The 21,212-nt window shown below is 71.7% G+C and carries 16 protein-coding genes; 5 read left to right on the top strand and 11 right to left on the bottom strand.

Annotation, left to right across the window (positions count from 1 at the left end):
• Positions 1 to 255: 255 nt before the first annotated feature.
• Together C8054_RS02055 and C8054_RS02050 are read left to right on the top strand one after the other, a co-directional pair.
• Complete coding sequence (locus C8054_RS02055) at positions 256 to 1,680, top strand: XRE family transcriptional regulator (protein WP_146179835.1); 1,425 nt, start codon at positions 256 to 258, stop codon at positions 1,678 to 1,680.
• Between the two features lie 312 nt (positions 1,681 to 1,992).
• A complete protein-coding gene (locus C8054_RS02050; protein WP_107155214.1) occupies positions 1,993 to 3,216 on the top strand; it encodes a cytochrome P450 in 1,224 nt (407 codons plus the stop codon).
• A gap of 62 nt (positions 3,217 to 3,278) precedes the next feature.
• Here the strand turns inward: C8054_RS02050 and C8054_RS02045 are convergent, their stop codons facing one another.
• The 6 genes from C8054_RS02045 to C8054_RS02020 form a co-directional block, all read right to left on the bottom strand.
• Positions 3,279 to 4,436 (bottom strand): NAD(P)/FAD-dependent oxidoreductase, encoded by a 1,158-nt coding sequence (locus C8054_RS02045; RefSeq protein ID WP_107154965.1) that lies wholly within the window; start codon positions 4,434 to 4,436, stop codon positions 3,279 to 3,281.
• 40 nt (positions 4,437 to 4,476) lie between these two features.
• Complete coding sequence (metK, locus tag C8054_RS02040; RefSeq protein ID WP_107154964.1) at positions 4,477 to 5,664, bottom strand: methionine adenosyltransferase; 1,188 nt, start codon at positions 5,662 to 5,664, stop codon at positions 4,477 to 4,479.
• Positions 5,661 to 5,903 (bottom strand): acyl carrier protein, encoded by a 243-nt coding sequence (locus C8054_RS02035; protein ID WP_107154963.1) that lies wholly within the window; start codon positions 5,901 to 5,903, stop codon positions 5,661 to 5,663. Before C8054_RS02035 ends, metK begins: the two co-directional genes overlap by 4 nt.
• Positions 5,903 to 7,795: an HAD family hydrolase gene (locus C8054_RS02030; RefSeq protein WP_107154962.1), complete on the bottom strand. Its 1,893-nt coding sequence runs from the start codon at positions 7,793 to 7,795 to the stop codon at positions 5,903 to 5,905. Before C8054_RS02030 ends, C8054_RS02035 begins: the two co-directional genes overlap by 1 nt.
• A gap of 109 nt (positions 7,796 to 7,904) precedes the next feature.
• Positions 7,905 to 8,681, bottom strand: a complete 777-nt coding sequence (locus C8054_RS02025; RefSeq protein WP_107154961.1) for an AfsR/SARP family transcriptional regulator — start codon at positions 8,679 to 8,681, stop codon at positions 7,905 to 7,907.
• Positions 8,678 to 9,379 (bottom strand): thioesterase II family protein, encoded by a 702-nt coding sequence (locus C8054_RS02020; RefSeq protein ID WP_233219442.1) that lies wholly within the window; start codon positions 9,377 to 9,379, stop codon positions 8,678 to 8,680. Before C8054_RS02020 ends, C8054_RS02025 begins: the two co-directional genes overlap by 4 nt.
• 354 nt (positions 9,380 to 9,733) lie before the next feature.
• Here C8054_RS02020 and C8054_RS02015 point away from each other — a divergent pair, with 354 nt between their 5' ends.
• Positions 9,734 to 10,765, top strand: coding sequence for a methyltransferase (locus C8054_RS02015; RefSeq protein WP_107154959.1), 1,032 nt, complete (start codon positions 9,734 to 9,736; stop codon positions 10,763 to 10,765).
• A 48-nt stretch (positions 10,766 to 10,813) separates the two neighbouring features.
• On the opposite strand, the gene C8054_RS02010 is transcribed toward C8054_RS02015, so the two are convergent.
• Positions 10,814 to 11,236: a nuclear transport factor 2 family protein gene (locus C8054_RS02010; protein ID WP_107155213.1), complete on the bottom strand. Its 423-nt coding sequence runs from the start codon at positions 11,234 to 11,236 to the stop codon at positions 10,814 to 10,816.
• A gap of 141 nt (positions 11,237 to 11,377) precedes the next feature.
• Between C8054_RS02010 and C8054_RS02005 the strand changes: the two genes are divergently transcribed.
• On the top strand, positions 11,378 to 11,932 hold the full coding sequence (locus C8054_RS02005; protein WP_107154958.1) for a TetR family transcriptional regulator: 555 nt from the start codon (positions 11,378 to 11,380) through the stop codon (positions 11,930 to 11,932).
• Here the strand turns inward: C8054_RS02005 and C8054_RS02000 are convergent.
• From C8054_RS02000 to C8054_RS01985, 4 genes are read right to left on the bottom strand one after another with little or no spacing between them, the layout of a single operon-like run.
• Positions 11,929 to 13,395: an MFS transporter gene (locus tag C8054_RS02000; protein WP_107154957.1), complete on the bottom strand. Its 1,467-nt coding sequence runs from the start codon at positions 13,393 to 13,395 to the stop codon at positions 11,929 to 11,931. The genes C8054_RS02005 and C8054_RS02000 overlap by 4 nt on opposite strands.
• Positions 13,392 to 14,855 carry an FAD-dependent monooxygenase gene (locus C8054_RS01995; protein ID WP_107154956.1) on the bottom strand — a complete coding sequence of 488 codons (1,464 nt, stop codon included), beginning with the start codon at positions 14,853 to 14,855 and terminating at the stop codon, positions 13,392 to 13,394. The genes C8054_RS02000 and C8054_RS01995 overlap by 4 nt, the downstream gene beginning before the upstream one ends.
• Positions 14,856 to 14,868: 13 nt before the next feature.
• Positions 14,869 to 15,678: a 2-oxo acid dehydrogenase subunit E2 gene (locus tag C8054_RS01990; RefSeq protein ID WP_107154955.1), complete on the bottom strand. Its 810-nt coding sequence runs from the start codon at positions 15,676 to 15,678 to the stop codon at positions 14,869 to 14,871.
• A 28-nt stretch (positions 15,679 to 15,706) separates the two neighbouring features.
• The gene (locus tag C8054_RS01985) at positions 15,707 to 16,651 is read right to left on the bottom strand and encodes a 3-oxoacyl-ACP synthase III family protein (protein ID WP_233219441.1); all 945 of its coding nucleotides are present in this window, start codon (positions 16,649 to 16,651) and stop codon (positions 15,707 to 15,709) included.
• 281 nt (positions 16,652 to 16,932) lie between these two features.
• On the opposite strand from C8054_RS01985, the gene C8054_RS01980 reads away from it, so the two are divergent.
• A partial coding sequence (locus C8054_RS01980; RefSeq protein WP_146179834.1) for a type I polyketide synthase occupies positions 16,933 to 21,212 on the top strand: 4,280 nt, incomplete at its 3' end.

The following is a 21,212-nucleotide window of genomic DNA, read 5'->3' as shown; positions in this document are numbered from 1 at the left end:
TCCCGGCTCGAAATCAGCCAGCGAAAAGCCATCCACCCCACCCGGCCGATACTGCCGCGAAAAGGCGAAAGCCCACATTGAGCGAATGGTAGAACCAATCACCTCACCTCATGAACATGCGTACGCGGCGTCCGCATGAATTCGGGCACGAGACGTGCCTGAGGATCAGCTGTCGCGGATCAGGCAGCGGAGACACCGACTCAACAGTTCGGCGAACATCAGGGCTCGGTTCCCGCAGGGAGAGCCGATTGCGCCGTGTTGAACAACGTGTGGGGAGAATCCATCGTGGGCAGGCCCGAGAAGCCGGTCAATAAAGCCAGAGAACGCGTCGCCCAGTTTGCCGACGAATTGCGGCAACTGCGTGCGCTGGCGGGGAATCCGACATATCGCCAGATGGCGGAGTGCGCGCTGTTCTCGCCGTCTGTGCTTTCCAGCGCCGCGAGCGGCAATCGGATGCCGTCCCTGCCGGTGACGCTCGCGTTCGTGGCCGCCTGCGGTGGCGACGAGGACATCTGGCGGCAGCGCTGGCTCGCCGCCACGGGCGGGGAGGTGCGGCTCTCCACGCGGGTACGGCCGGCGGGCCGGCGCGCCGACGGGCTCCCGTACCCGATGCAGCTGCCACAGCGACCACGCGGATTCATCGGTCGGACGGCGGAACTGGAGTGGTTGCGGATCCCGGGCGACACCCCGATCGTGATCAGCGGTCCGGCGGGGGTCGGCAAATCGGGCCTGGCTCTGCACCATGCCCACACGCAGGCAGCCGAGGCGACCGACGGGCAGCTGTACGCCGACCTCGGCGCGCACCATGCCCGCAGCGCGTCCAGCCCCTACGACATCCTGGACGGGTTCCTCCGGGCACTCGGGGTGTCGGGCGACCAACTGTCCGGCACCCTCAACCACCGGGTGGGCCTGTACCGCACGTTGGCGGCCGAACGCCGCCTGTTGATACTCCTCGACAACGTGTGGGACGAGCAGCAGGTGCGCCCGCTGCTGGTGGACAGTGACACGAGCACGACAATGCTGGTCAGCCGCAAACGGCTGCTGGGACTACGCGACGTCCGTCGGCTACAGGTCGGACCACTGGCGCGCACCGACTCCCTCGCCATGATCGAATCGGCCCTCCCCCTCACCGTCACGGCCGAGCCCGACGACCTCGACCATCTCGCCGCGGCCTGCGGCGACCTGCCGCTGGCCCTGGACATCGCGCTCCGGCGGATCGCCCTGCGTCCACACACGGTCCTTCGACAGGTGGTGGACGGTTGGCACCGTGGTGGAGACATTCTGAGCTGGCTCCGCATCGGCGATCTGTCGATGCGGGAATACCTCCGGTCGGCCTATCTGGCGCTGAGCCAGCCGGCCCAGATACTGCTGCACTGGTTGGCCCCGGTCGCCGCGGATGCGGTGAGCCCGCTACCGCCGGAGGACGACGAGCTGGTGGACGAACTCGTTGATGCGGGCATGCTCAGCGACACGCCCAGCGGATGCGCCGAACTGCGTCTGTCGCCGCTTGTGCGTGCGTTCCTTTCCGATACCGCCAGATCGGTGGCTCGCGGCCTGCCAGCCGTCGTCGGTCCCTTCCGCGCCAGCCGTACCGTGCCGCCTCGCGGCGAGACATCACTGACACCTCCCAACCTCATGATGTCGGGTGTGTCCTCGGGACGTGGAGATCGCTCTGTCTGATCGTGTGGAGGGGTGAGCAGCCGCTGTGGATCGTCTCGGACGACCTCTGGGCCGAGATCGGGCCGCTGCTGCCACCCCGACCACCCCGCCGGCAGCGGTTCCGGGTGGCACGCCCGTGGCTGACCGCAAGGTGCTGTGCGGTGCCGATCAACTCGGGAAGAGAAAGACGTCACCTGTGGGCACGACCATGTGGTGGGACCGTGGGCGCTGGTTGCCCGCTGAACCTTGCAGTGGTTTTTAGCGGCGCTTTAGCGGTCGGTGCCACGCTGGCGCGGGGAGACAGACCCGCTTACCGAGCTGAGAGTGGCGCACATGACGAAACCACTGGAATTCCCGATCGCGCGGCGCTGCCCGTTCGACCCGCCGGAGGAGTACGCGCGGCTCCGCGCGGAGGAGCCGATCGCCCGGGCCCGCCTGCCCCGCGTCGACCAGGAGGTCTGGCTGGTCACCCGACACGATCACGTGCGGGCCCTGCTCACCGACCCCCGGCTCAGCTCCGACCGCTTCGACCCGCAGTTTCCGCAGCACCGACAGTTGCAGGAACAGCTGCGCAAGGGATTCGCCGGCGCCAGCAAGGCCCTGATCGGCCTCGACCTGCCCGAGCACACCGCGCCGCGGCGGATGGTGGTCAACGAGTTCACCATGCGGCGCGTCAACGAACTGCGCCCGCGGATCCAGGAGATCGTCGACGAGCGGATCGACGCGATCCTGGCCGGCGGCAACGAGGCCGACCTGTGGACGGAGCTGGCCACCCAGGTGCCGGCCATGACGATCAGCGAACTGCTCGGCGTGCCCGACGACAGGCGCGAGTTCTTCCAGCGGCAGACGGAGGTCCTGCTCGAGGCGGGCAGCTCGATGGAGGCCCAGTTCGCGGCCAGCGGCGCGCTGAACGCGTTCATGGAGGACCTGATCACCGGCAAGGAGGCCGACCCCGGCGACGACCTGCTCGGCCGGCTGATCGTCCGCAACCGGGAGACCGGGGTGTTCACCCACGCCGAGCTGGTCGGAATGGCCATGCTGCTGCTCGTGGCGGGACACGAGACGGTGTCGAACATGATCGCGCTGGGCACCATCGCGCTGCTCCGTGAGCCGGGCGCGTACGCCGAGCTGCAGAAGGACCCGGACCTGGTGGTCAAGACGGTCGAGGAGATGCTGCGCTATCAGCCCACCACCGACGGCCTGCCGCGCTTCGCCAAGGAGGACATCGAGATCGGCGGGGTCACCATCAAGGCCGGTGACGGGGTGATGTTCTCGCTCACCTCGGCCAACCGGGACGAGGAAGTCTTCGACAACGCGGCCGAGTTCGACCCGCACCGCGGCGACCGGCGTCACGTGTCCTTCGGGTACGGCATCCACCAGTGCCTCGGTCAGAACCTGGCCCGGACGGAACTGGAGATCACCTTCCGCACGCTGGTGCGCCGGATCCCGACCTTGCGGTTGGCCGTCGACGTCGCCGACCTGCCCTACAAGGAGACGGTGGCGATCAACGGAGTGTGCGCGATCGACGGCGTCTCCGCACTGCCGGTCACCTGGTAACGCGGCCACCCGGCACAGCTCCCCCGGCCGGACGTCGGCGCGACGGCGCCGGTGCCCGGCCGTCAGCCGTGCCCGGGGGCCGCTGCGGCCGTGATGGCCTGCCGCCATGGGCGGACGGCCGCCGGCGGCATGCCGACCGTCAACGCCCCGACCACGCGGCCCTGCCTGCGGTACACCGCCAGGAAGCGGCGCGCGGCCAGGTCACCGTCGACGATCTCGACCGCGTCGTGGCCGCGCAGGTATCCGAACGCGTGGATCCTCAGATCGTACTGCTCGGACCAGAAGTACGGCACCGGCGCGAACGGCCGGCGCGCCTGCGGGCGCAGCAGGTTACGGGCGGCGGCCATGCCCTGCTCGGCGGCGTTGGTGCGATGCTCGATCCGCATACCCACCCCGAACAGGGGGTTGTGCCAGCGGGCCACGTCCCCCGCACCGTAGACGCCAGGGGCGGCCGCGCTGTACCGGTCGCACACGAGACCGTCGGCCAGCGTCAGGCCGCTGCCGTCGAGCCACTCGGTGTTGGGCAGCGACCCGACCGCGACGAGGACCTCGTCGGCCGCCACCCGACCGCCACCCGCCAGGCGAACGCCGCCCTCCTCGGCGACCCCGGCGACCACGACACCGGTACGCACGTCGACGCCGCGCTCCCGGTGCGCGTCGGCGAGCACCCCCCCGACCGCTTCACCCACCGCGTGCGCGAGCGGGACCGGCGCGGGCTCGAGCAGCACCACCTCGCAGCCGAGACCGCGGGCCACCGCCGCCACCTCCGCGCCGAGGAAGCCGGCGCCGACCACCGCGAGGCGACGGCCCGGACCGAGTCGCCGCCGCAGGTCCAGGGCGTCGCCCACCGTACGCAGCACGTGCGCCGGCGGACCGGGCAACCGGCGTGGCCGTACCCCGGTGGCGATGATCAGCCCGTCGTAGGGCACCTCTGCCCCGCCGGCCAGTCGGATCCGGCGGCTGGCCAGGTCGAGGCCGGTGGCGCGCGCACCGAGACGGAGCTCGACGGCCAGCGCGGCGAGGTGGGCCTCGGTACGCAGGTACAACCGCTCGGGCTCCCACCGGGACGCCAGGATCTGCTTGGAGAGCGGCGGGCGGTCGTACGGGGGGTCGATCTCCTCGCCGATCAGGGTGAGTGGGCCGGTGAAGCCCTCCCGGCGCAGGGTCTCGGCGGCCGCCAGGCCGGCGGCCGACGCGCCGACCACGACGATCCGGTTCACCGCGCCACCCGGCCGGCGCCGACTACGGGGACGGCCGGCATCACAGCGCGATGTTCTTCAGGTCCTGCGCGCGCTCGGTGCTCTCCCACCTCAGCTCCGGCAGCTCGCGGCCGAAGTGCCCGTACGCCGCGGTCTGCCGGTAGATCGGGCGCCGCAGCCCCAGGTCCCGGATGATCGCGGCCGGGCGCAGGTCGAACACGTCCCGGACGGCCTTCTCGATCCGCTCGACCGGCACCTTCTCGGTGCCGAACGTCTCCACGAAGAGCGACACCGGGCTGGCCTTGCCGATCGCGTACGCCACCTGGGTCTCGCACCGCTCGGCCAGCCCCGCCGCCACCACGTTCTTGGCCACCCAGCGCATCGCGTACGCCGCGGAGCGGTCCACCTTGGACGGGTCCTTGCCGGAGAACGCCCCACCGCCGTGCCGGGCGTACCCGCCGTACGTGTCCACGACGATCTTCCGCCCGGTCAGGCCCGCGTCACCCATCGGCCCACCGATCTCGAACCGGCCGGTCGGGTTCACCAACAACCGGTACCCCTCGGTGTCCAGGCCCAGACCTGCCAGCTCCGGACCGACCACGTGCTCCCGCACGTCGGGGGCCAGCAGTGTCTCCAGCGACACGTCCGCCGCGTGCTGCGCCGACACGACCACCGTGTCCAGCCGCACCGGGCGCAACCCGTCGTACTCGACGGTGACCTGGGTCTTGCCGTCCGGCCGCAGGTACGGAATCGTGCAGTCCCGGCGCACGGCGGAGAGCCGCCGGGCCAGCCGGTGCGCCAACGCGATCGGCAACGGCATCAGCTCCGGCGTCTCCGCACACGCGAAGCCGAACATCATGCCCTGGTCACCCGCGCCCTGCGCGTCCAGCAGGTGGTCGGAGTCGCCCTCCCGCACCTCGATGGCGTTGTCCACACCGCGGGCGATGTCCGGCGACTGGGCGCCGATCGAGACGCTGACGCCGCAGGACGCGCCGTCGAAGCCCTTGCTGGACGAGTCGTAGCCGATCCCCAGGACGGTGTCCCGCACGATGTGCGGCACGTCGACGTACGCCCGCGAGGTGACCTCACCCGCCACGTGCACCTGCCCGGTGGTGACCAGGGTCTCCACCGCGACGCGGCTGTCCGGGTCCTGCGCGAGCAGGGCGTCGAGGATCGCGTCGCTGATCTGGTCAGCGACCTTGTCCGGGTGGCCTTCGGTGACCGACTCGGACGTGAACAGACGCTTCATCCGATCGCCTCCGCGCCTCGTACGGTCAGCAGGTAGACCTCTTCCAGGTTCGCGGCTTCGAGGACCCGGGCCAGCGACACCGACCGGCCGGTGTTCCGCTCGACCGCCGCGATCAGCGCCAGCAGGTTCATCGAGTCCCAGCCGGTGAGCTCGTCGAAGCTCCGTGCCGCCTCGCGCGAGGTCACCCGGAGCCCCAGTTCGGTCTCGACCAGCAGGAGGAAGTCGTCGATCGTCTCCATCAGGCGTTCACTCCCAGGAAGTCGGTGAGGGTGACCGTCGCCGGTGGCGCGGCGATCTGCGCCAGGTCGTGCCGGAAAGTCGTCGTGACTCCGTCGTCGGTCAGCCGCTCGAAGCCGTTGCGCGGGTAGAAGTCGCGTACCATGCCGTTCTTCGGGGTCGCCCGGTAGGCCGCGTACACCGATCGCGTGCCGGTGTCGCGCGCATGCCGCAGCACCGAGCTCAGGCAGGCCTGCTCGATGCCGCGGGAGAAGGCCCGGCAGCTCAGCAGGAAGTTGTCGATGTGCAGGTCGGTCCCGTCGCGACGGAGCAGCACGGCGCCGACCAGGCCGTTGTCGCCGAAGCGGTCACTCGCGTGGACGGCGAGCACCGACGCGTCCGGGTCGGCGAGGCGGTCGCGGATGTCCGGCACCTGGAGCCGGCGGCTGGTCAGGTTGAACTGATTGGTGCGCAGGGTGAGCTGCGAGACGCGCGCCGCCTCGTCCCCGGTGGCCGGGACGAGCCGCACCCGGACATCCAGCTCCCGCAGGTATTCCTCGATCGAGTCGAAGGTGTCCAGGAACGTCTTGCGGACCAGGTCCTCGCGGTACCGGGCCGGCCGGACGGTGTCCTCGTCGGTCAGCTCGCGCACGTCGAACCAGCCTTCGTGCAGCAGCCGGGCGACGTGTTGGGCCGGTTCGTCGTCGAGGGCGACCACGCCCACGCCGGGCAGGGCGTACCGCACCAGCCCGCACTCGTACGCGCTGTCGTCGGCGAACACGAAGCTGTCCACGCCCAGGTTCAGCGCGGCGGCGAGTTCGACGAGGTTCTCGTGCTTGGGCCGCCAGTTCGCGATCACCTGGACGAAGTCGTCCTCACCCAGCAGCATCCGCGGGTGGTCGCGCAGCACCTCCAGCACCGGCGCCAGGTCGTTCTTGCTGACCGCGGCGACCAGCACGCCCTGCGCGCCGAGCTGCTTGATCACCCGCTGGAACTCGGTGAACGCCTCGCCGCGGTAGCCGTCGCCGACCTCGATGCCGGCGGGGCCGTCCTCACTCAGCACGCCGCCCCAGACCGTGCCGTCCAGGTCGAGCACCAGGGCCTTCCTGGTCAGGCCCGCGAGGTGCCGGGCCAGCTGGGCGACCTCGCGGGCGTACGCGGCCAGCAGGCCGGCCGACAGATGGGCCTTGGCGTAGATCGACATCCGGATCTCGCTGGCCGCGACGTCCTCGGTGAGCAACGGATCCAGATCCACCGTGAGCACCGCCGGGTGTGTCTCGGTGAGACGCAGCAGCCGGGCGTTGGCCTCGCGCCAGACAGCGCCCAGCCGCGCCCGGGACCGGTGGTCGACGAGTTGGGCGGTGAAGCGCCGTAGCAGGGGCATCGTGTTCAGCACCAGCGTGCCGCGGGCCCGGCCGGCGAACCGGGCGGCCAGCCGCTCCACCAGACCGATCTTCTCGTCCAGGACGCGTTCCACATCGGCCGGTCGCCACGGCGTCGGCGTTTCGTCGAAGACGACGAGCGGATCCAGCACGCACAGCACCAGGTCCGGGTCGGCCGCGTACAGCGCGCTGCCCGGGTCGCCGAGGTCGAAGACGTAGCTGTCGAAGTCGGCCAGGAACGGCCGCAGCAGCAGCCCGTGCCGCGCCATCTCGGCGGTCAGCGCCGGGCGCAGCGCGGAGAGGGTGCCGTGTCCGGTGATCGCCACGGTCAACGCGGGGGTCCCGGGGTGCTCGCGGAGCACCGCTTCCGGCGTGAGCCGGCTGAGCAGCTGGCCGGCCTGCGCCAACTGCGCGCCGGAGAGGCCGGCGAGCAGTCCCCGGACGGCCGGGTACTCGGCGGCGAGCCGCCCCGACCGGTGCAGCTCCAGCAGCGTCGCGGGCGGATCGCTCGGACGAACCTCGGAACCGTCCATCTCACTCCTCGTGGACTAGGCCTGCGCTGATGCTCAGCGGCCGGGCTAAAGTCGCGCTAACGGTCGGCGGTCGACGACGAGGGCGCCCGCATCCCGCTCGTCCCGGCCGCTACCCGGCCACCTGGCGGAACCGGTCGAGGTGGTAGTCGGCGGACAAGATCGACCGCTGCAGGTCCTGCAACGCGCGGCACGGTTCGAGCCCCAGTTCCTCGCGGAGGACCAGACGCGCGGACTGGTAGGCCTTCAGCGCGTCGGCCTGCCGGTCGGAGCGGTACAGGGCGAGCATGAGCTGGCGGTAGAACGCCTCGCGCAGCGGGTTCTCGGCGATCAGCGAATACAGCCGGCCGATCAGTTCCCGGTGCCGGCCGAGCGCGAGGTACGACTCGATCAGCGCCTCCGTGCACTCCAGGCGGAACTCGGTCAGGTGCACCGCGAACCCGCTGAGCAGCGAGCCGAGGGTGAGCCCGCTCAGCACCGGCCCGCGCCACAGCGCCAGGGCGCTCTCGAAATGGCTGACCGCCTGCCGGTGCCGCTTCTCCCGGGCGTGCTTCTTGCCCAGTCGGGTCAGCCGCTCGAAGAGCTGGAAATCGATGTCGCCGTCGCGGGGATCGAACACGTATCCCGGCGCGGTGGTGATGACAGGGGTGTCCGGGCCGGTGAATCGGCTCAGGAACTTGCGCAGTTGCGACACGTACACATGAATTCCGGCGGCGGCCCGTCCCGGTAGCCGCTCCCCCCAGATCTCGTCCATGAGCTGGCTGGCCGCGACGATCTGATTCGGTTGACTCAACAACACGGCGAACAGGGTCTCGACCTTCTGTGCGCCGATGGTGGCGGCCCGCTGACCGTCGTTGACCTGCAGGCGACCCAGGATCTCGTACCTCATGACATCCCCCGTTCGTGGACCAGGCTGTCTCGGATCGTGTCGACGACCTCCCGACGGCAGTTGTCGAGATAGAAATGACCGCCGCTGAAGACCTTGATGGCGAACCGTCCGGTGCAGTGGTCGCGCCAGGCCAGGGCCTCCTCGTAGCTGGTCTGCTGGTCGGAGTCGCCGACCAGCACGGTGACCGGGCACGACACGGACGCGCCGGGCTCCGCCTCGTACGTCTCGATCGCCCGGTAGTCGGCGCGGACGGTGGACACGATCGCCGCCCGGATCTCCGGGTCGGCCAGCAGTCGTGGGCTGGTCGCCCCCAGGTGGAGCAGTTCCGCGAGGAGGCCGGCGTCGTCGAGCCGGCTGACGGTGGCCGCCCGGCGGCGGGACGGCGCACGCCGTCCCGAGGCGAACAGCCACGCGGGGCTCTTCCGGCCGGCCACCTGCAGGCGCCGCGCGGTTTCGAAGGCCACCACGGCGCCCATGCTGTGGCCGAAGAAGGCGAACGGACGGTCGGTCCGATCGGTCAGTGCCTCGGCGACCCGGTCGGCCAGGTCCGGCACCGTATCGATGACCTTCTCCCGGTGCCGCTCCTGCCGGCCGGGGTACTGCACCGCGAAAACCTCCCACTCCGGCGCCAAGGCCTGGGAGAGCGGGAAGTAGTAGGTGGCGGATCCTCCGGCGTACGGAAAGCAGAACAGGCTCATCCGACTGTCCGGAGATGGGTGGAAACGCTGAATCCATGGATTCTGTGCAGGATTTTCCTGAATCATCGATCTTCCCGTCGTAATCGTTGTGCGAGGAATATCGCGCTCATCACCGAGCGCATATCCAATTCAGCCCACGACCACAGAAAATCAGCCTAGGTAGGGCGGGAATAGGCGGACACCCCTAGAGACCTTGCGGGCACACGCCGTAGCCGACGACGCCACCCCTATCAGCCGATCGCCGTCACCTACGTGCTGCGGGGTTAGCGAGACTTTGGCCGGCCCGGCCAGGCTGCCCGCAAAGCCGACCCGCCGCCGGCACCACGGCGGCCAAGCCGCAACGGAGGTCTCCGGATGTCGCAACCCGCCGCACCGGCCGAGGACTCGTCCGCGTTCCTCAGCATTGCCAACCGTTTCGCGGAGGCGAGATGCCTGCTGGCGGCTGACGAGCTGGGCGTGTTCGGGCTGCTGAAGGCCGGGCCGCTGAGCACCGGCGAGATCTGCGCCAAGCTGGCCCTGAACGAACAGGCCGCACCCGACTTCCTCAACGTGCTGGTGGCCCTGGGCATCCTGCGGCGGACCGGTGACGACGAGTTCGCCAACAGCCCGGCCGCCGACCGGTACCTGGTGCCGGACAGCCCCGGATACCTGGGCAGCACGCTGACCTTCTACAACAATTCCCTCTACGCCAGGTGGCAGAACCTCGCCGCGCTGCTCACCAGGACCGAGGACGCGGCCACCGACGGGAACGCCCGGGAGAACTTCAGCGCCATTCTCGACGACCCGGACCAGGCGCGGCACCTGCTGGCGATGATGAAGGAGGTCAACCGCTCCACGGGACCGGCCCTGGTCGAGGCGGTCGACTGGTCGGGCCGCCAGTCGGTCGCGGACCTCGGCGGGGCCGACGGCCGGCACCTGACCGAGATCGTCTCGGCGCACCCGCACCTGCGGGGGGTGGTGTTCGACCTGCCGCAGGTGCGGCCGTTCGCCCTCGAGCAGATCGCCGCCGCAGGGCTGGAAGGCCGGGTCGACTTCCACCCCGGCAACTTCTTCACCGACGAGTTCCCGCCGGCCGACGTCTACATCTTCGGCCACATCCTGCACAACTTCGCGCCGGAGACCAGGTACGCGCTGGCCGCCAAGGCGTTCCGGAGCCTGAACCCCGGCGGCACGATCCTGGTGGTCGAGCGCATGGTCGACGAGGACCGAGCCGACCTGTCCCGGCTGATCGAGAGCCTGCACCTCTACGTGGTCAGCGACGGCGGCGGCAGCGACTACCGGGCGTCGGACTGCCAGAGCTACCTGACCGCCGCCGGCTTCACCCGGACGTCGGTACGGGACCTCGCCGGCGCGGAGACGCTGGTGGTCGGGTTCAAGGAGGCGTAAGCGCCGCGCGTACCCCGTCAAGTCGCCCGTCGGGCGGCTTGACGGCGTCTACCCCTCGGCGCGGGCGGCGTCGGCGAGCGCCTCGGCCACCGGCAGCGGATCGAGATAGTCGCGGTACGACACGATCTGGCCGTCCCGGACCCGGAAGACGGCGATGACCCGCTGCCGGAACGGCGCGCCCGACGCGAGCACCCTGCCGCGCACGTCGTACTCGACGATGATCACTTCCGGGTCGGTGGTCTCGTGCACCATGACGTTGCGGTACTCGTCGAACGCGACGAGCCCGCCGGCGGTCTCGGTCAGGAACCGGCGGATCTCCGAGCGGCCCTGCACACGCGCCGGCGCCCCCGGTGGCCGGAACGGCCACTCGATGTAGCCGTCGGGCGCCATCAGGTCGACGAACGACTCGGTGTCCGCTTCGCGGCCGGCGCGCAGGATGCGCTCCACGACCTCGCGCGACGTCACGGTCATCGGCCAGTTCCCCCCGTCGTCGAACGCCCGCTGATCGAACAAGGCGTCGAAACGGAGAGTAATCGACCAACCACCCCAATGTGGCTGGATTACCGATCGGTCGTCAAGTAGCGTAAACTCCCCGACCGGGAGGGAGATGTCGTGGCCGTAGCCGAGCGCGATGGCGTTCGCACCAGGGCGAAGATCCTCGAACTCGCCCAGGAGCTGTTCGCCGAACGCGGCTATGCCGGCACGTCGATCGCCGACATCGCCCGCGAGCTGGGCACCAGCAAGGCCGCGCTGTACTACCACTTCAAGTCCAAGGATGAGCTCCTCGGCGCCCTGATCACCGAGCCCGTCTCGGTCTACGCCGCCCTCGCCGACCGCTGCCGCAACGAACGGATGAGCGCGGAGCAGCTGCTCGGGTCGCTCATCGACCTGACCGCGGCGACCCACTCCATGCAGGCGCTGCTGAGCAACGACCCCTCGATCGCCCCGGTGCTGCGCCGCCTCTACGACGTCGAGGGCAGCGTGCAGACGTTCGTCCGGGCACTGGCCGGGCCGGACCCGACCGAGGCGGCCTGGACGCGGGCCTGGGCCGCGTTCGCGGTGGCCAAACAGGGCACGTTCTGGGCGGTGCGGGCCGGCGACGGGACGCTGACGGCAGCGGCGCGGGCGGAGTTCCTCGCCGCCGCGTTGCGCTGCCTGGACCGCTAGCCCGGTTCCGGTCCCCGATCGGGCAGGACCGCCGCGAGCAGGGCGAGCGCGAGAAGAAGCACGACGCCGCCGCGCAGAGACAGCGAGACGCCGTCGGTGAAGGCGGCACGGGCGGTCTCCCGGAGTCCCCCGACGGGGGTGATCACGGAGGCGGGTGCCGTCGCGCCGGCCGCATCCGGAAGCCCTCGGCCGTACGCGGTGGCGACGGTGAGCCCGGCGACGGCCACGCCCAGCGCGCCACCCAGGTGACGCAGCGCGTTGACGACGCCCGGACCGTTCGCCGCGGAGCGCTCCGGCAGCGCGGCCAGGGCGGTGGCGAGCGCCGGCGCCTGCGGCAGCCCGGCGCCCAGGCCGCTGAGGGCCAGCGCGAACACCACCAGGCCGTACCCCGGCCAGGGGGTCAGCAGCGAGAGCAGCGCGAGCCCGGCGGCGAAGAGCAGCAGGCCGGTGATCACCGTGCCCCGTACGCCCAGCCGGCGGGTCACCCGCCCGGTGACCATCGAGGCGACACTCGCCATCGCGGCCAGCGGCACCAGCAGCAGCGCCACGGCGAGCGCGGTGCTGCCCCGGACCACCAGGAGGTACGTCGGCAGCAGGAACAGCAGTCCGGTCCAGGCGCAGTTGACAAGCGAGATGGTGAGCTGCGACCAGACGAACCCGGGTCGGCGGAGGACCGCCAGGTCGATCAGCGGATGAGCGGCCGCCCGCTGCCGGAGGACGAAACCGGCCAGCACGACCACCGCGGCGGCCAGCCCGGCGGTGAGCTCCCGCCCGTCCCGGGCCGCCGTCAACGTGCCGAAGAGCGCCAGTGAGGCGCCGGCGGCCAGCCCGATGCCGAGCACGTCGGGCCTCGGACCCCGGCCGGTGCGGGCCTCCGGGGTCAGCCCGGCGATGCACGGCAGGACCAGGAGCGCCACGACCGCGTCCAGCACGAACAGGGAGCCGTACCAGGCCCGGTCGAGCAGCGCGCCGCCGGCGATCGGTCCGAACGGGGTCGCCGCCGACACGAGCGCGGCGCCGACGGCGAAGGCGCGCTTACGCCGCTGCGCGGGAAACAGCGCCGACGTGATGCTCACCCAGGCCGGCAGCACGGTGGCCGCGCCGAGCCCCATGACGACCCGGCCGGCGAGGAAGGCGGCCGGGCCGGGCGCCCAGGCGGCGAGCACCCCGCCGCCGCCGAACAGCGCCATCCCGGCGAGCAGGGTACGCCGGTATCCCCAGCGTCCGCCGATCGCGGGCACGACAAGCATGCCGATGCCACAGACGAGCAGGTAGCCGCCGACGGCCCACTGTGCGTCCACCCAGGTGATCGAGAGCTCCCGGGTGATCTTGGGCAGGTCGACGCTGGTCATGGTGATGTCCATGAACGGCAGGAGCACACAGACGGACAGCACGACGACCGCCATCCAGCGCCGCGCCTCCGTGCCGGCAGCCGGCCGCACCGCCTCGGTCAGCCGGGTCACGGGTTGGCCGCCGCGGGCACGCCGAACCAGTTCCGCAGCGCCTCGGCCAGGCCGTCGTCCCCGGCGCGCCCGTGCCACACCAGGTGCCCGTCCGGCCGGAGCAGGAAAGCCTCCGGCGGCAGGTCCGGGACGGCGTCGGCGCGCACCAGGTCGACCCGGTCCGACCATCCGTGGACGGCATCCGTCCCGCCCCCCGCGGAGAGGTCGAGCAGGACCCCACGGCCGCCGCGCAGCGTGGCCAGCACCGTCGTCTCCCCGTCGGCAGTGGCCAGGACCGCGTCCGGGAGCCGGCGCCCGAGCAGCGGATCGTCCTGCGGGCCGTCGACCCGGTAGCGCACGTCCGTGCCGGACATCCGCCTGGACAGGTAGTCGTGGACGTCGTCGAACTCCAGCAGTCGGGAGAGCAGGTCGCGAGCCGGCGCCATCCGATCGGACGGGAAGGTGAGCACGATCTGGGCGCGGACGTTCGTGCAGACGAACTCGCCCACCGGGTGCCGCTCGCTGTGGTACGTGTCCAACAGGCCGGGCGGTGCCCAGCCGTGCAGGGTGGCGGCCAGCTTCCAGCCCAGATTGGCGGCGTCCTGGATGCCGGTGTTCATCCCCTGCGCGGCGAGCGGGAAATGGATGTGCGCGGCGTCGCCGGCCAGGAAGACGCGTCCCTGCCGGTAGCGCTCGGCCAGCCGCGTCGCGTCGCCGAACCTGGACGACCACTGCGGCCGACCGACCGCCACGTCCATCCCGGTCATCTCGCGCACCATGGCACGCAGGTCCTCGGCGGTCAGGTTCTCGACGTCGCCGCGGGGCGGCTCGTCCTGGATGAACATCAGCCGGGTCAGCTTCTCGTCGAGCGGGATGACCGAGAACCAGCCCCGCTCCGAGATGATCGCCTCGCGGATCGCCACGGGCGCGTCGAAGGCGTCCACGTCGGCGAGCACCCCCCACAGCGAGGACGGCGTACCCGGGAAGCCGATGCCGGCGAGCTTGCGGACCGCGCTGTGCCCGCCGTCGCAGCCGACGAGGTACGAGCCGGACAGCCGGTACTCGTCGCCGTTCGCGCGCACCGTCACCTCGACCCCGTCGTCGTGCTGGCTGAGCCCGACCACCTCGTGGCCCCGGCGGATCTCCGCGCCAAGCCCCACCGCGGCCTTCTCCAGCAACGCCTCGACCCGCGACTGCGGCGCATGCAAGGTGTACCGGTGGCGGCCGTCGAGCCGTGCCATGTCCAGCCGCAGGCCGGCGTAGTGCCCGTGTGGCCAGACCACCCCTTCGGCCAGGAACGGGTCGAGCAGTCCCCGCTGGTCGAGCACCTCGGCGGAGCGGGCGTGCAGGGCCAGCGCCCGGGACTGGCCGGTCGGCTCGGGCAGGCGTTCGAGCAGGACGGTCGCCACGCCCGCGACCCGCAGCTCGCAGGCCAGCATCAGACCCGTCGGGCCCGCTCCGACGATCACCACAGGGCTCATGTGTCCTCCTTGGTCAGACCGCACCGCGCGCGGCACCGGCCGGGTCCGGCGTCGAGGGCTGTTCGTCGCCGTCGAAGTTCTCCAGTGCGTCCACCAGGTCGCCGAGAATGTCGGCGGCGGCTGCCCCGTCGATGACCCGGTGATCGAAAGCCATGCTGAGCCGCATCACCGGCGCGGCCACGATCTGACCGGCGCGGACCACCGGCCGGTCCGTCACCCGGCCCACGCCCAGCGTGATGGTGGTGCCGCCGTTGGAGTGGAAGGCGTCCACCGGCTGGTGCCCCAGCGAGGTCACGGCCAGCGTGCCGAGGACACCCAGCCGTTGCCGGGGCGAGTGCGCCACCGCACGGAACAGCAGGTTGCCCAGGGCCGGGGGCAGCCGGTGCATCAGGCGGGCCCCGCCGAACTCGGTCACCTGCGCCGGATCGCCGTCGCGGACCCGGTTGATCCACTCCTGGATGTCGCGCAGGGTCGCGGTGTGCACGTCCGGGATGAGCCCGGTCAGCACCACCCGTACGCCGTTGAGCGACTTGTCGAAGGCGAGCTTGGCGTTCACGGTGTCGTACCGCACCAGGCGCGGGCGCAAGCGGCCGCAGAGCGCGGCGTTGGCCTCCGGGTGCTCGGCGAGCACCCGGCCGGCGGCGTGCAGGACGTAGGTCACCCAGGACGGCGGCCGCTCGTCCGGACGGGCCCTCTCCCGGTCCCGCCGCACCGCGGACATGTCGACCTCGGTGTCCAGGAAGACCGGAGCATGGACCCGGGCGTACCTGAGGAAGTGCAGGGTGTGCCGACGCTCGCGCGGCACGGGCGTGGTCCGGGTCATGACGCGTCACCTCCGCTGTGGCCGGCCGTCACGGCTTCTCCAGGACGAACCCGGCCCTGATCCACTTGCTGGACTCGACTGAGATGGCGACCAGCCGGTCGCCACTGGCCAGCTCCGGCAGAATCATCTGGAGCTGGGTGAAGGGCAGGGCGTTGGCGGTGTTGCCGGTGTCGGCGACGCAGCTGACCTCCACCGCCGCGGGCATGCCGAGCCGCTTGGTGATGGCCGCGGTCATCTGGCCGGACAGCTGGGGCGGCAGGAGGTAGTCGACGTCCGACGCCGTCCATCCCTGGCTGTCGAGAAGATCCGCGAGGATCTCCTCGGCGATGACCGGCACGTACTCCTGGACCGCCTTGAAGTCCTCCCACACCGCGGGCTTGGCCGGGTCGGCATCGCCCGGGCCGAACCACTCCACGATCTGTGCGGGAGGCCGGTTCAGGCCGGTCAGTTCGAGCAGCACCCGGTGCAGGACCGGCGCGTCGGGGAAGTCCCCGCCGCTGCCCAGCACCACCGCGCCCGCGCCGTCGCCGAACAACACCGCGTTCACCATCTCCGCGGGCGGCAGCCGGCTGTAGTCGAGCCGCAGGTCGACGTGCTTGGCACAGACGTCACCGCCGACCACCAGCACGGTCCGGGCCGCGCCGGCAAGGAGTGCCTGGTACGCGAGGTCGAGCGCCTGCACCGCCCCGGTGCAGCCGGACTGCAGCTGGTGCACCGGGACCGGGCCGGCGCCGAGCCGGTCGGCGATCTCACCGGCGGTGGTGGGCAGCAGCCGGTCGGGCATCGACGTCGCCATCACGATCATGTCGAGGTGAGCGGCGTCGACTCCGGCCCCGGCCAACGCCTGCCGGGCCGCCCGCACGCCGAGGTCGGCGACCGAACAGTGCACCTCCCCGGTGGCGAGGTCGATGGAGAGGTAGCGGCTCCGGGTGCCCACGAAGGCGTCGATCCACTCCTCGAAGACCGGGGTCATGCCGAGGCCCTTCGCCAGCAGGGCGTTGCTGACGGGCTCGCCCGGAAGGGCTGTGCCGGCCGATACCAGGCGTATGTCCCGCGCCGCCATCCGGCGTACCTCCCGCTGCTCGGCGCGCCGATGCCGCTGGACCGGCGCCTGGCGACACGGTCGGCCGCCGGCCTGAAGCACGGCTAAAGGTCGCGCTCCGTGCGGGCGGGTTTAGGCCGTCTTCAGCGGCCGCGCACACGGTCGCCGAGGAGCCGCACCGCTCCTTCACCGTCACTCTGCGGGTGGGACCGATGACTGAAGAGCTAGCTGGAATCGCCATCGTGGGCATGTCGTGCCGATTGCCCGGCGCCACCGACCCGGCCGGCTACTGGAGCCTGCTCCGGGACGGCCGGCACGCCATCACCGAGGCTCCGGCCGATCGACCCGGGTCCGCCCGGTACGGCGGTTACCTGGACGCCGTCGACGGGTTCGACGCGGCGTTCTTCGGCATCTCCCCCCGCGAGGCCACCGCGATGGACCCGCAGCAGCGCCTGGTCCTGGAGCTCTGTTGGGAGGCGCTGGAGGATGCCGGAGTCGTGCCGGCCGAGCTGGCCGGGAGCCGGACCGGCGTGTTCATCGGCGCCATCGCGAGCGACTACGCGACCCTCTTCTCCCGGCGCGGCGGCGGCCGGATCTCGCCGCACCTGATGACCGGCCTGAACCGCGGCATCATCGCCAACCGGGTGTCGTACGCGCTGGACCTGCACGGCCCGAGCCTGACCGTGGACTCGGCGCAGTCGTCGTCGCTGCTGGCCGTCCATCTGGCCTGCACCAGTCTGCGCGACGGGGAATCGACGGTGGCGCTGGCCGGTGGCGTCAGTCTGATGCTCGATCCGCAGAGCAGCGCCACGGTGGAGCGGTTCGGCGCGCTGTCGCCGGACGGCCGCTGCTACACCTTCGACGCCCGCGCCAACGGTTACGTCCGGGGCGAGGGCGGCGGCGTGCTGGTGCTCAAGACGGTGACGCAGGCCCGGGCCGACGGCGACCGGATCCACGGCATCGTGCTCGGCAGCGCGGTCAACAACGACGGCGCCACCGACGGCCTGACCGTTCCCAGCCCGGAGGCACAACGGGAGGTCATCCGGCTGGCCGCCCGGGCAGCCGGCGTCGAACCGGATGCCGTCCAGTACGTCGAGTTGCACGGCACCGGCACCCCGGTCGGCGATCCGGTCGAGGCGCGGGCCCTCGGTGCGGCGCTCGGCGCGGCGCGGCCGGCGGACCGTCCGCTGGCGGTCGGATCGGCGAAGACCAACGTCGGTCACCTGGAGGGGGCGTCCGGAATCGCCGGGCTGCTCAAGGTCGTACTGAGCATCCGACACCGGCTGCTGCCGGCCAGCCTGAACTTCGAGGCGCCGAACCCGGCCATCCCGTTCGACGAGCTCAACCTGCGGGTGCACGGCGCGCTGGCGCCGTGGCCGGACGAGCAGCGTCCGCTGATCGCCGGGGTCAGCTCGTTCGGCATGGGCGGCACCAACTGTCATCTGGTCCTCGCCGAGCCGACCGGCGCCGGCCCGCCGGACGAGCCGGCGCTCCGGCCGGCCCGCCCGGACGGCGCTGTCCCGATCGGCTGGCCGCTCTCCGGCCGCAGCCCGGCCGGCCTGCGCGGCCAGGCGGCACGCCTTCGCGCGTACGCGGAGACGCACGCCGACGTCGACCTCGCGGACGTCGCCTTCTCCCTGGCAACCACCCGTACCGCGTTCGAGCACCGCGCCCTGGTGCTCGGGGCCGACCGCACCGAACTGGTCGCCGGCCTGCAGACGCTGGAGCGCGACGGGCAGGCGGCGAACCTGATCCGTGGTGTCGCCCGGCCGGTCGGCGACACGGTGTTCGTCTTCCCCGGCCAGGGCTCCCAATGGGCCGGCATGGCGCTTGACCTGCTGGACACCGCCCCGGCGTTCGCCGAGCAGTTCCGGTCCTGCGCGCGGGCGCTCGCCGAGCACATCGACTGGTCGCCGGTCGACGTCCTGCGCGGGCGTCCCGACGCGCCACCGCTGGACCGGGTCGACGTGGTCCAGCCGCTGCTGTTCGCCGTCATGGTCTCGCTCGCCCGGCTGTGGGAGGCGGAGGGCGTCAGCCCGAGCGCCGTCATCGGCCACTCGCAGGGCGAGATCGCTGCGGCCCACATCGCCGGGGCCCTGTCACTCGCCGACGCCGCCGCCGTCGTCGCGCTGCGCAGCCAAGCGATCACCGCGCTGCCCGGCCAGGGTGGCATGGCGTCGATCGCCGCACCCGCCGACGAGGTCCGGGCCCGGCTCGTCGGGGTCGCCGACCGGCTCGGCGTGGCGGCCGTGAACGGGCCGTCCAGCACCGTCGTCTCGGGTGACCTGGGGGCGCTGCGGGACCTGCTCGCCGGCTACCGGGCGGACGGGGTCCCGGTACGCACCATCCCGGTCGACTACGCGTCGCACTCGCCGCAGGTCGAGGCTCTGCGCGACCGCCTGCTGGAGGCGCTCGCGCAGATCCGGCCGCGCCGGTCCGCGCTCGCCTACTACTCGACCGTCACCGGCGGCCGCCTCGACACCACCGAGTTGACCGCCGACTACTGGTATCGCAATCTGCGTCAGCCGGTCGAGCTGGAGGCCGCGGTGCGCGCCGCGGCCACGGACGGCTACCGGGCGCTTGTCGAGTGCAGCTCGCACCCGGTGCTCGCCGGCGCCCTCAGCGAGACCCTGGAGGCCGCCGGGCTGGCCGATTCCCTGGTCGTCGGTACGCTGAGCCGGGACCAGGGCGACCTGCGACAGTTCCGGTCCTCGCTCGGCCAGTACCACGTGCAGGGCGGCCGGGTGCGGTGGGCGGTGCGGGCGGCCACGTCCCGCCGCGTCGACCTGCCCGCGTACGCCTTCCAGCGCCGGCGTTTCGCGTTCGACACCACCACCGCCGCCGAGCCGGACGTGGCGGCGGCGGAGCCCTCGCTGACCGACGAGCCGGCACCGGCGCGCACCGCCGGGCACCCCGACCTGTTCGACCTGGTACGGACGACCTCGGCCATCGCGCTGGGTCACGACACGCCGGACGACGTCGACATGGAGCTGCCGTTCAAGGACCTGGGCTTCGACTCGGCGACGGTCATCGAGCTGCGCAACCGCCTCGCCGTGGCCACCGGCCTGCGGCTGCCGAACACGTTGATCTTCAACTATCCGACGCCCCGGGCACTGGTCCGGCACCTGAGCGCCGAACTGGCCGGGGAGTCCTCCGACGAAGCCGGCCCTGCGGCTGCCCGGGTAGCGACCGACGAGCCGATCGTGGTGATCGGCATGGCCTGCCGGTTCCCCGGCGGCGCCGCGTCACCGGAGCAGTTGTGGCAACTGGTCGCCGACGGGGTGGACGCGACCGGAGAGTTCCCGGACGACCGCGGGTGGGACCTGGACCGCCTGTACGACCCGGACGGGGACCGCGCCGGCACCACGTACACGCGGCGTGGCGGCTTCCTGTACGACGTCGGCCAGTTCGACCCCCAGTTCTTCGGGATCAGTCCGCGTGAGGCGGCGGCGATGGATCCGCAGCAGCGGTTGTTGCTGGAGACGGCGTGGGAGGCGATCGAGCGGGCCCGGATCGACCCCACCAGCCTGCGCGGCAGCCGCACCGGGGTCTTCGTGGGCGTCTCCGCCCAGGACTACGGGCCGCGGCTGCACGAGCCGGCGGACGGCCACGACGGGTATCTGCTGACCGGGCAGACGCCGAGTGTGGCGTCGGGGCGGGTGGCGTACACGCTCGGCCTGGAGGGTCCGGCGGTCACCGTGGACACCGCGTGCTCGTCGTCACTGGTGGCCCTGCACCAGGCCTGCCAGGCACTACGCAGCGGCGAATGCGACCTCGTGCTCAGCGGCGGCGCCACCGTGATGTCGTTGCCGGGCATGTTCGTGGAGTTTTCCCGCCAGCGGGGGTTGGCGCCGGATGGGCGGTGCAAACCGTTCGGGGCCGGGGCCGACGGAACCGGCTGGAGCGAAGGCGCCGGAACCCTCCTACTGGAACGACTCTCCGACGCCCACCGCAACAACCACCCGATCCTGGCCATCATCCGAGGATCAGCGATCAACAACGACGGCGCCAGCAACGGACTCACCGCCCCGAACGGACTGTCACAACAACGCGTCATCCGCCAAGCCCTCGCCAACGCCGGACTCACCCCCACCGACATCGACATCGTCGAAGCCCACGGCACCGGCACCCGCCTCGGCGACCCCATCGAAGCCCAAGCCCTACTCGCCACCTACGGCCAACACCGCCCCACCGACCAACCACTGCACCTCGGCTCGATCAAATCCAACATCGGCCACACCCAAGCCGCCGCCGGCATCGCCGGCATGATCAAAATCATCCAGGCCATGCACCACCACACCCTGCCCAAAACCCTGCACGCCGACACCCCCACCCCCCACGTCGACTGGCACACCGGCGCCATCCAACTCCTGCACCACAACACCCCCTGGCCCCACCACCGCCCCCACCGCGCCGCGATCTCCGCCTTCGGCATCTCCGGCACCAACGCCCACGTCATCCTCGAACAAGCCCCACCACCACCCCCCCCCCC

Source organism: Micromonospora sp. RP3T, from assembly GCF_003027925.1.
In the GTDB taxonomy this organism is placed as follows: domain Bacteria; phylum Actinomycetota; class Actinomycetes; order Mycobacteriales; family Micromonosporaceae; genus Micromonospora.
Note: the sequence above shows the minus strand (reverse complement) of the source record. Positions and strands in the feature narration are given on the sequence as shown.

Bases quoted from the DNA above. Each gene is read 5' to 3' on its own strand.
- C8054_RS02050 (WP_107155214.1), top strand. From the start codon at position 1,993: ATGACGAAACCACTGGAATTCCCGATCGCGCGGCGCTGCCCGTTCGAC.
- metK (WP_107154964.1), bottom strand. From the start codon at position 5,664: ATGAAGCGTCTGTTCACGTCCGAGTCGGTCACCGAAGGCCACCCGGAC.
- C8054_RS02035 (WP_107154963.1), bottom strand. From the start codon at position 5,903: ATGGAGACGATCGACGACTTCCTCCTGCTGGTCGAGACCGAACTGGGG.
- C8054_RS02030 (WP_107154962.1), bottom strand. From the start codon at position 7,795: ATGGACGGTTCCGAGGTTCGTCCGAGCGATCCGCCCGCGACGCTGCTG.
- C8054_RS02025 (WP_107154961.1), bottom strand. From the start codon at position 8,681: ATGAGGTACGAGATCCTGGGTCGCCTGCAGGTCAACGACGGTCAGCGG.
- C8054_RS02020 (WP_233219442.1), bottom strand. From the start codon at position 9,379: ATGAGCCTGTTCTGCTTTCCGTACGCCGGAGGATCCGCCACCTACTAC.
- C8054_RS02015 (WP_107154959.1), top strand. From the start codon at position 9,734: ATGTCGCAACCCGCCGCACCGGCCGAGGACTCGTCCGCGTTCCTCAGC.
- C8054_RS02010 (WP_107155213.1), bottom strand. From the start codon at position 11,236: ATGACCGTGACGTCGCGCGAGGTCGTGGAGCGCATCCTGCGCGCCGGC.
- C8054_RS01995 (WP_107154956.1), bottom strand. From the start codon at position 14,855: ATGAGCCCTGTGGTGATCGTCGGAGCGGGCCCGACGGGTCTGATGCTG.
- C8054_RS01990 (WP_107154955.1), bottom strand. From the start codon at position 15,678: ATGACCCGGACCACGCCCGTGCCGCGCGAGCGTCGGCACACCCTGCAC.
- C8054_RS01985 (WP_233219441.1), bottom strand. From the start codon at position 16,651: ATGACCCCGGTCTTCGAGGAGTGGATCGACGCCTTCGTGGGCACCCGG.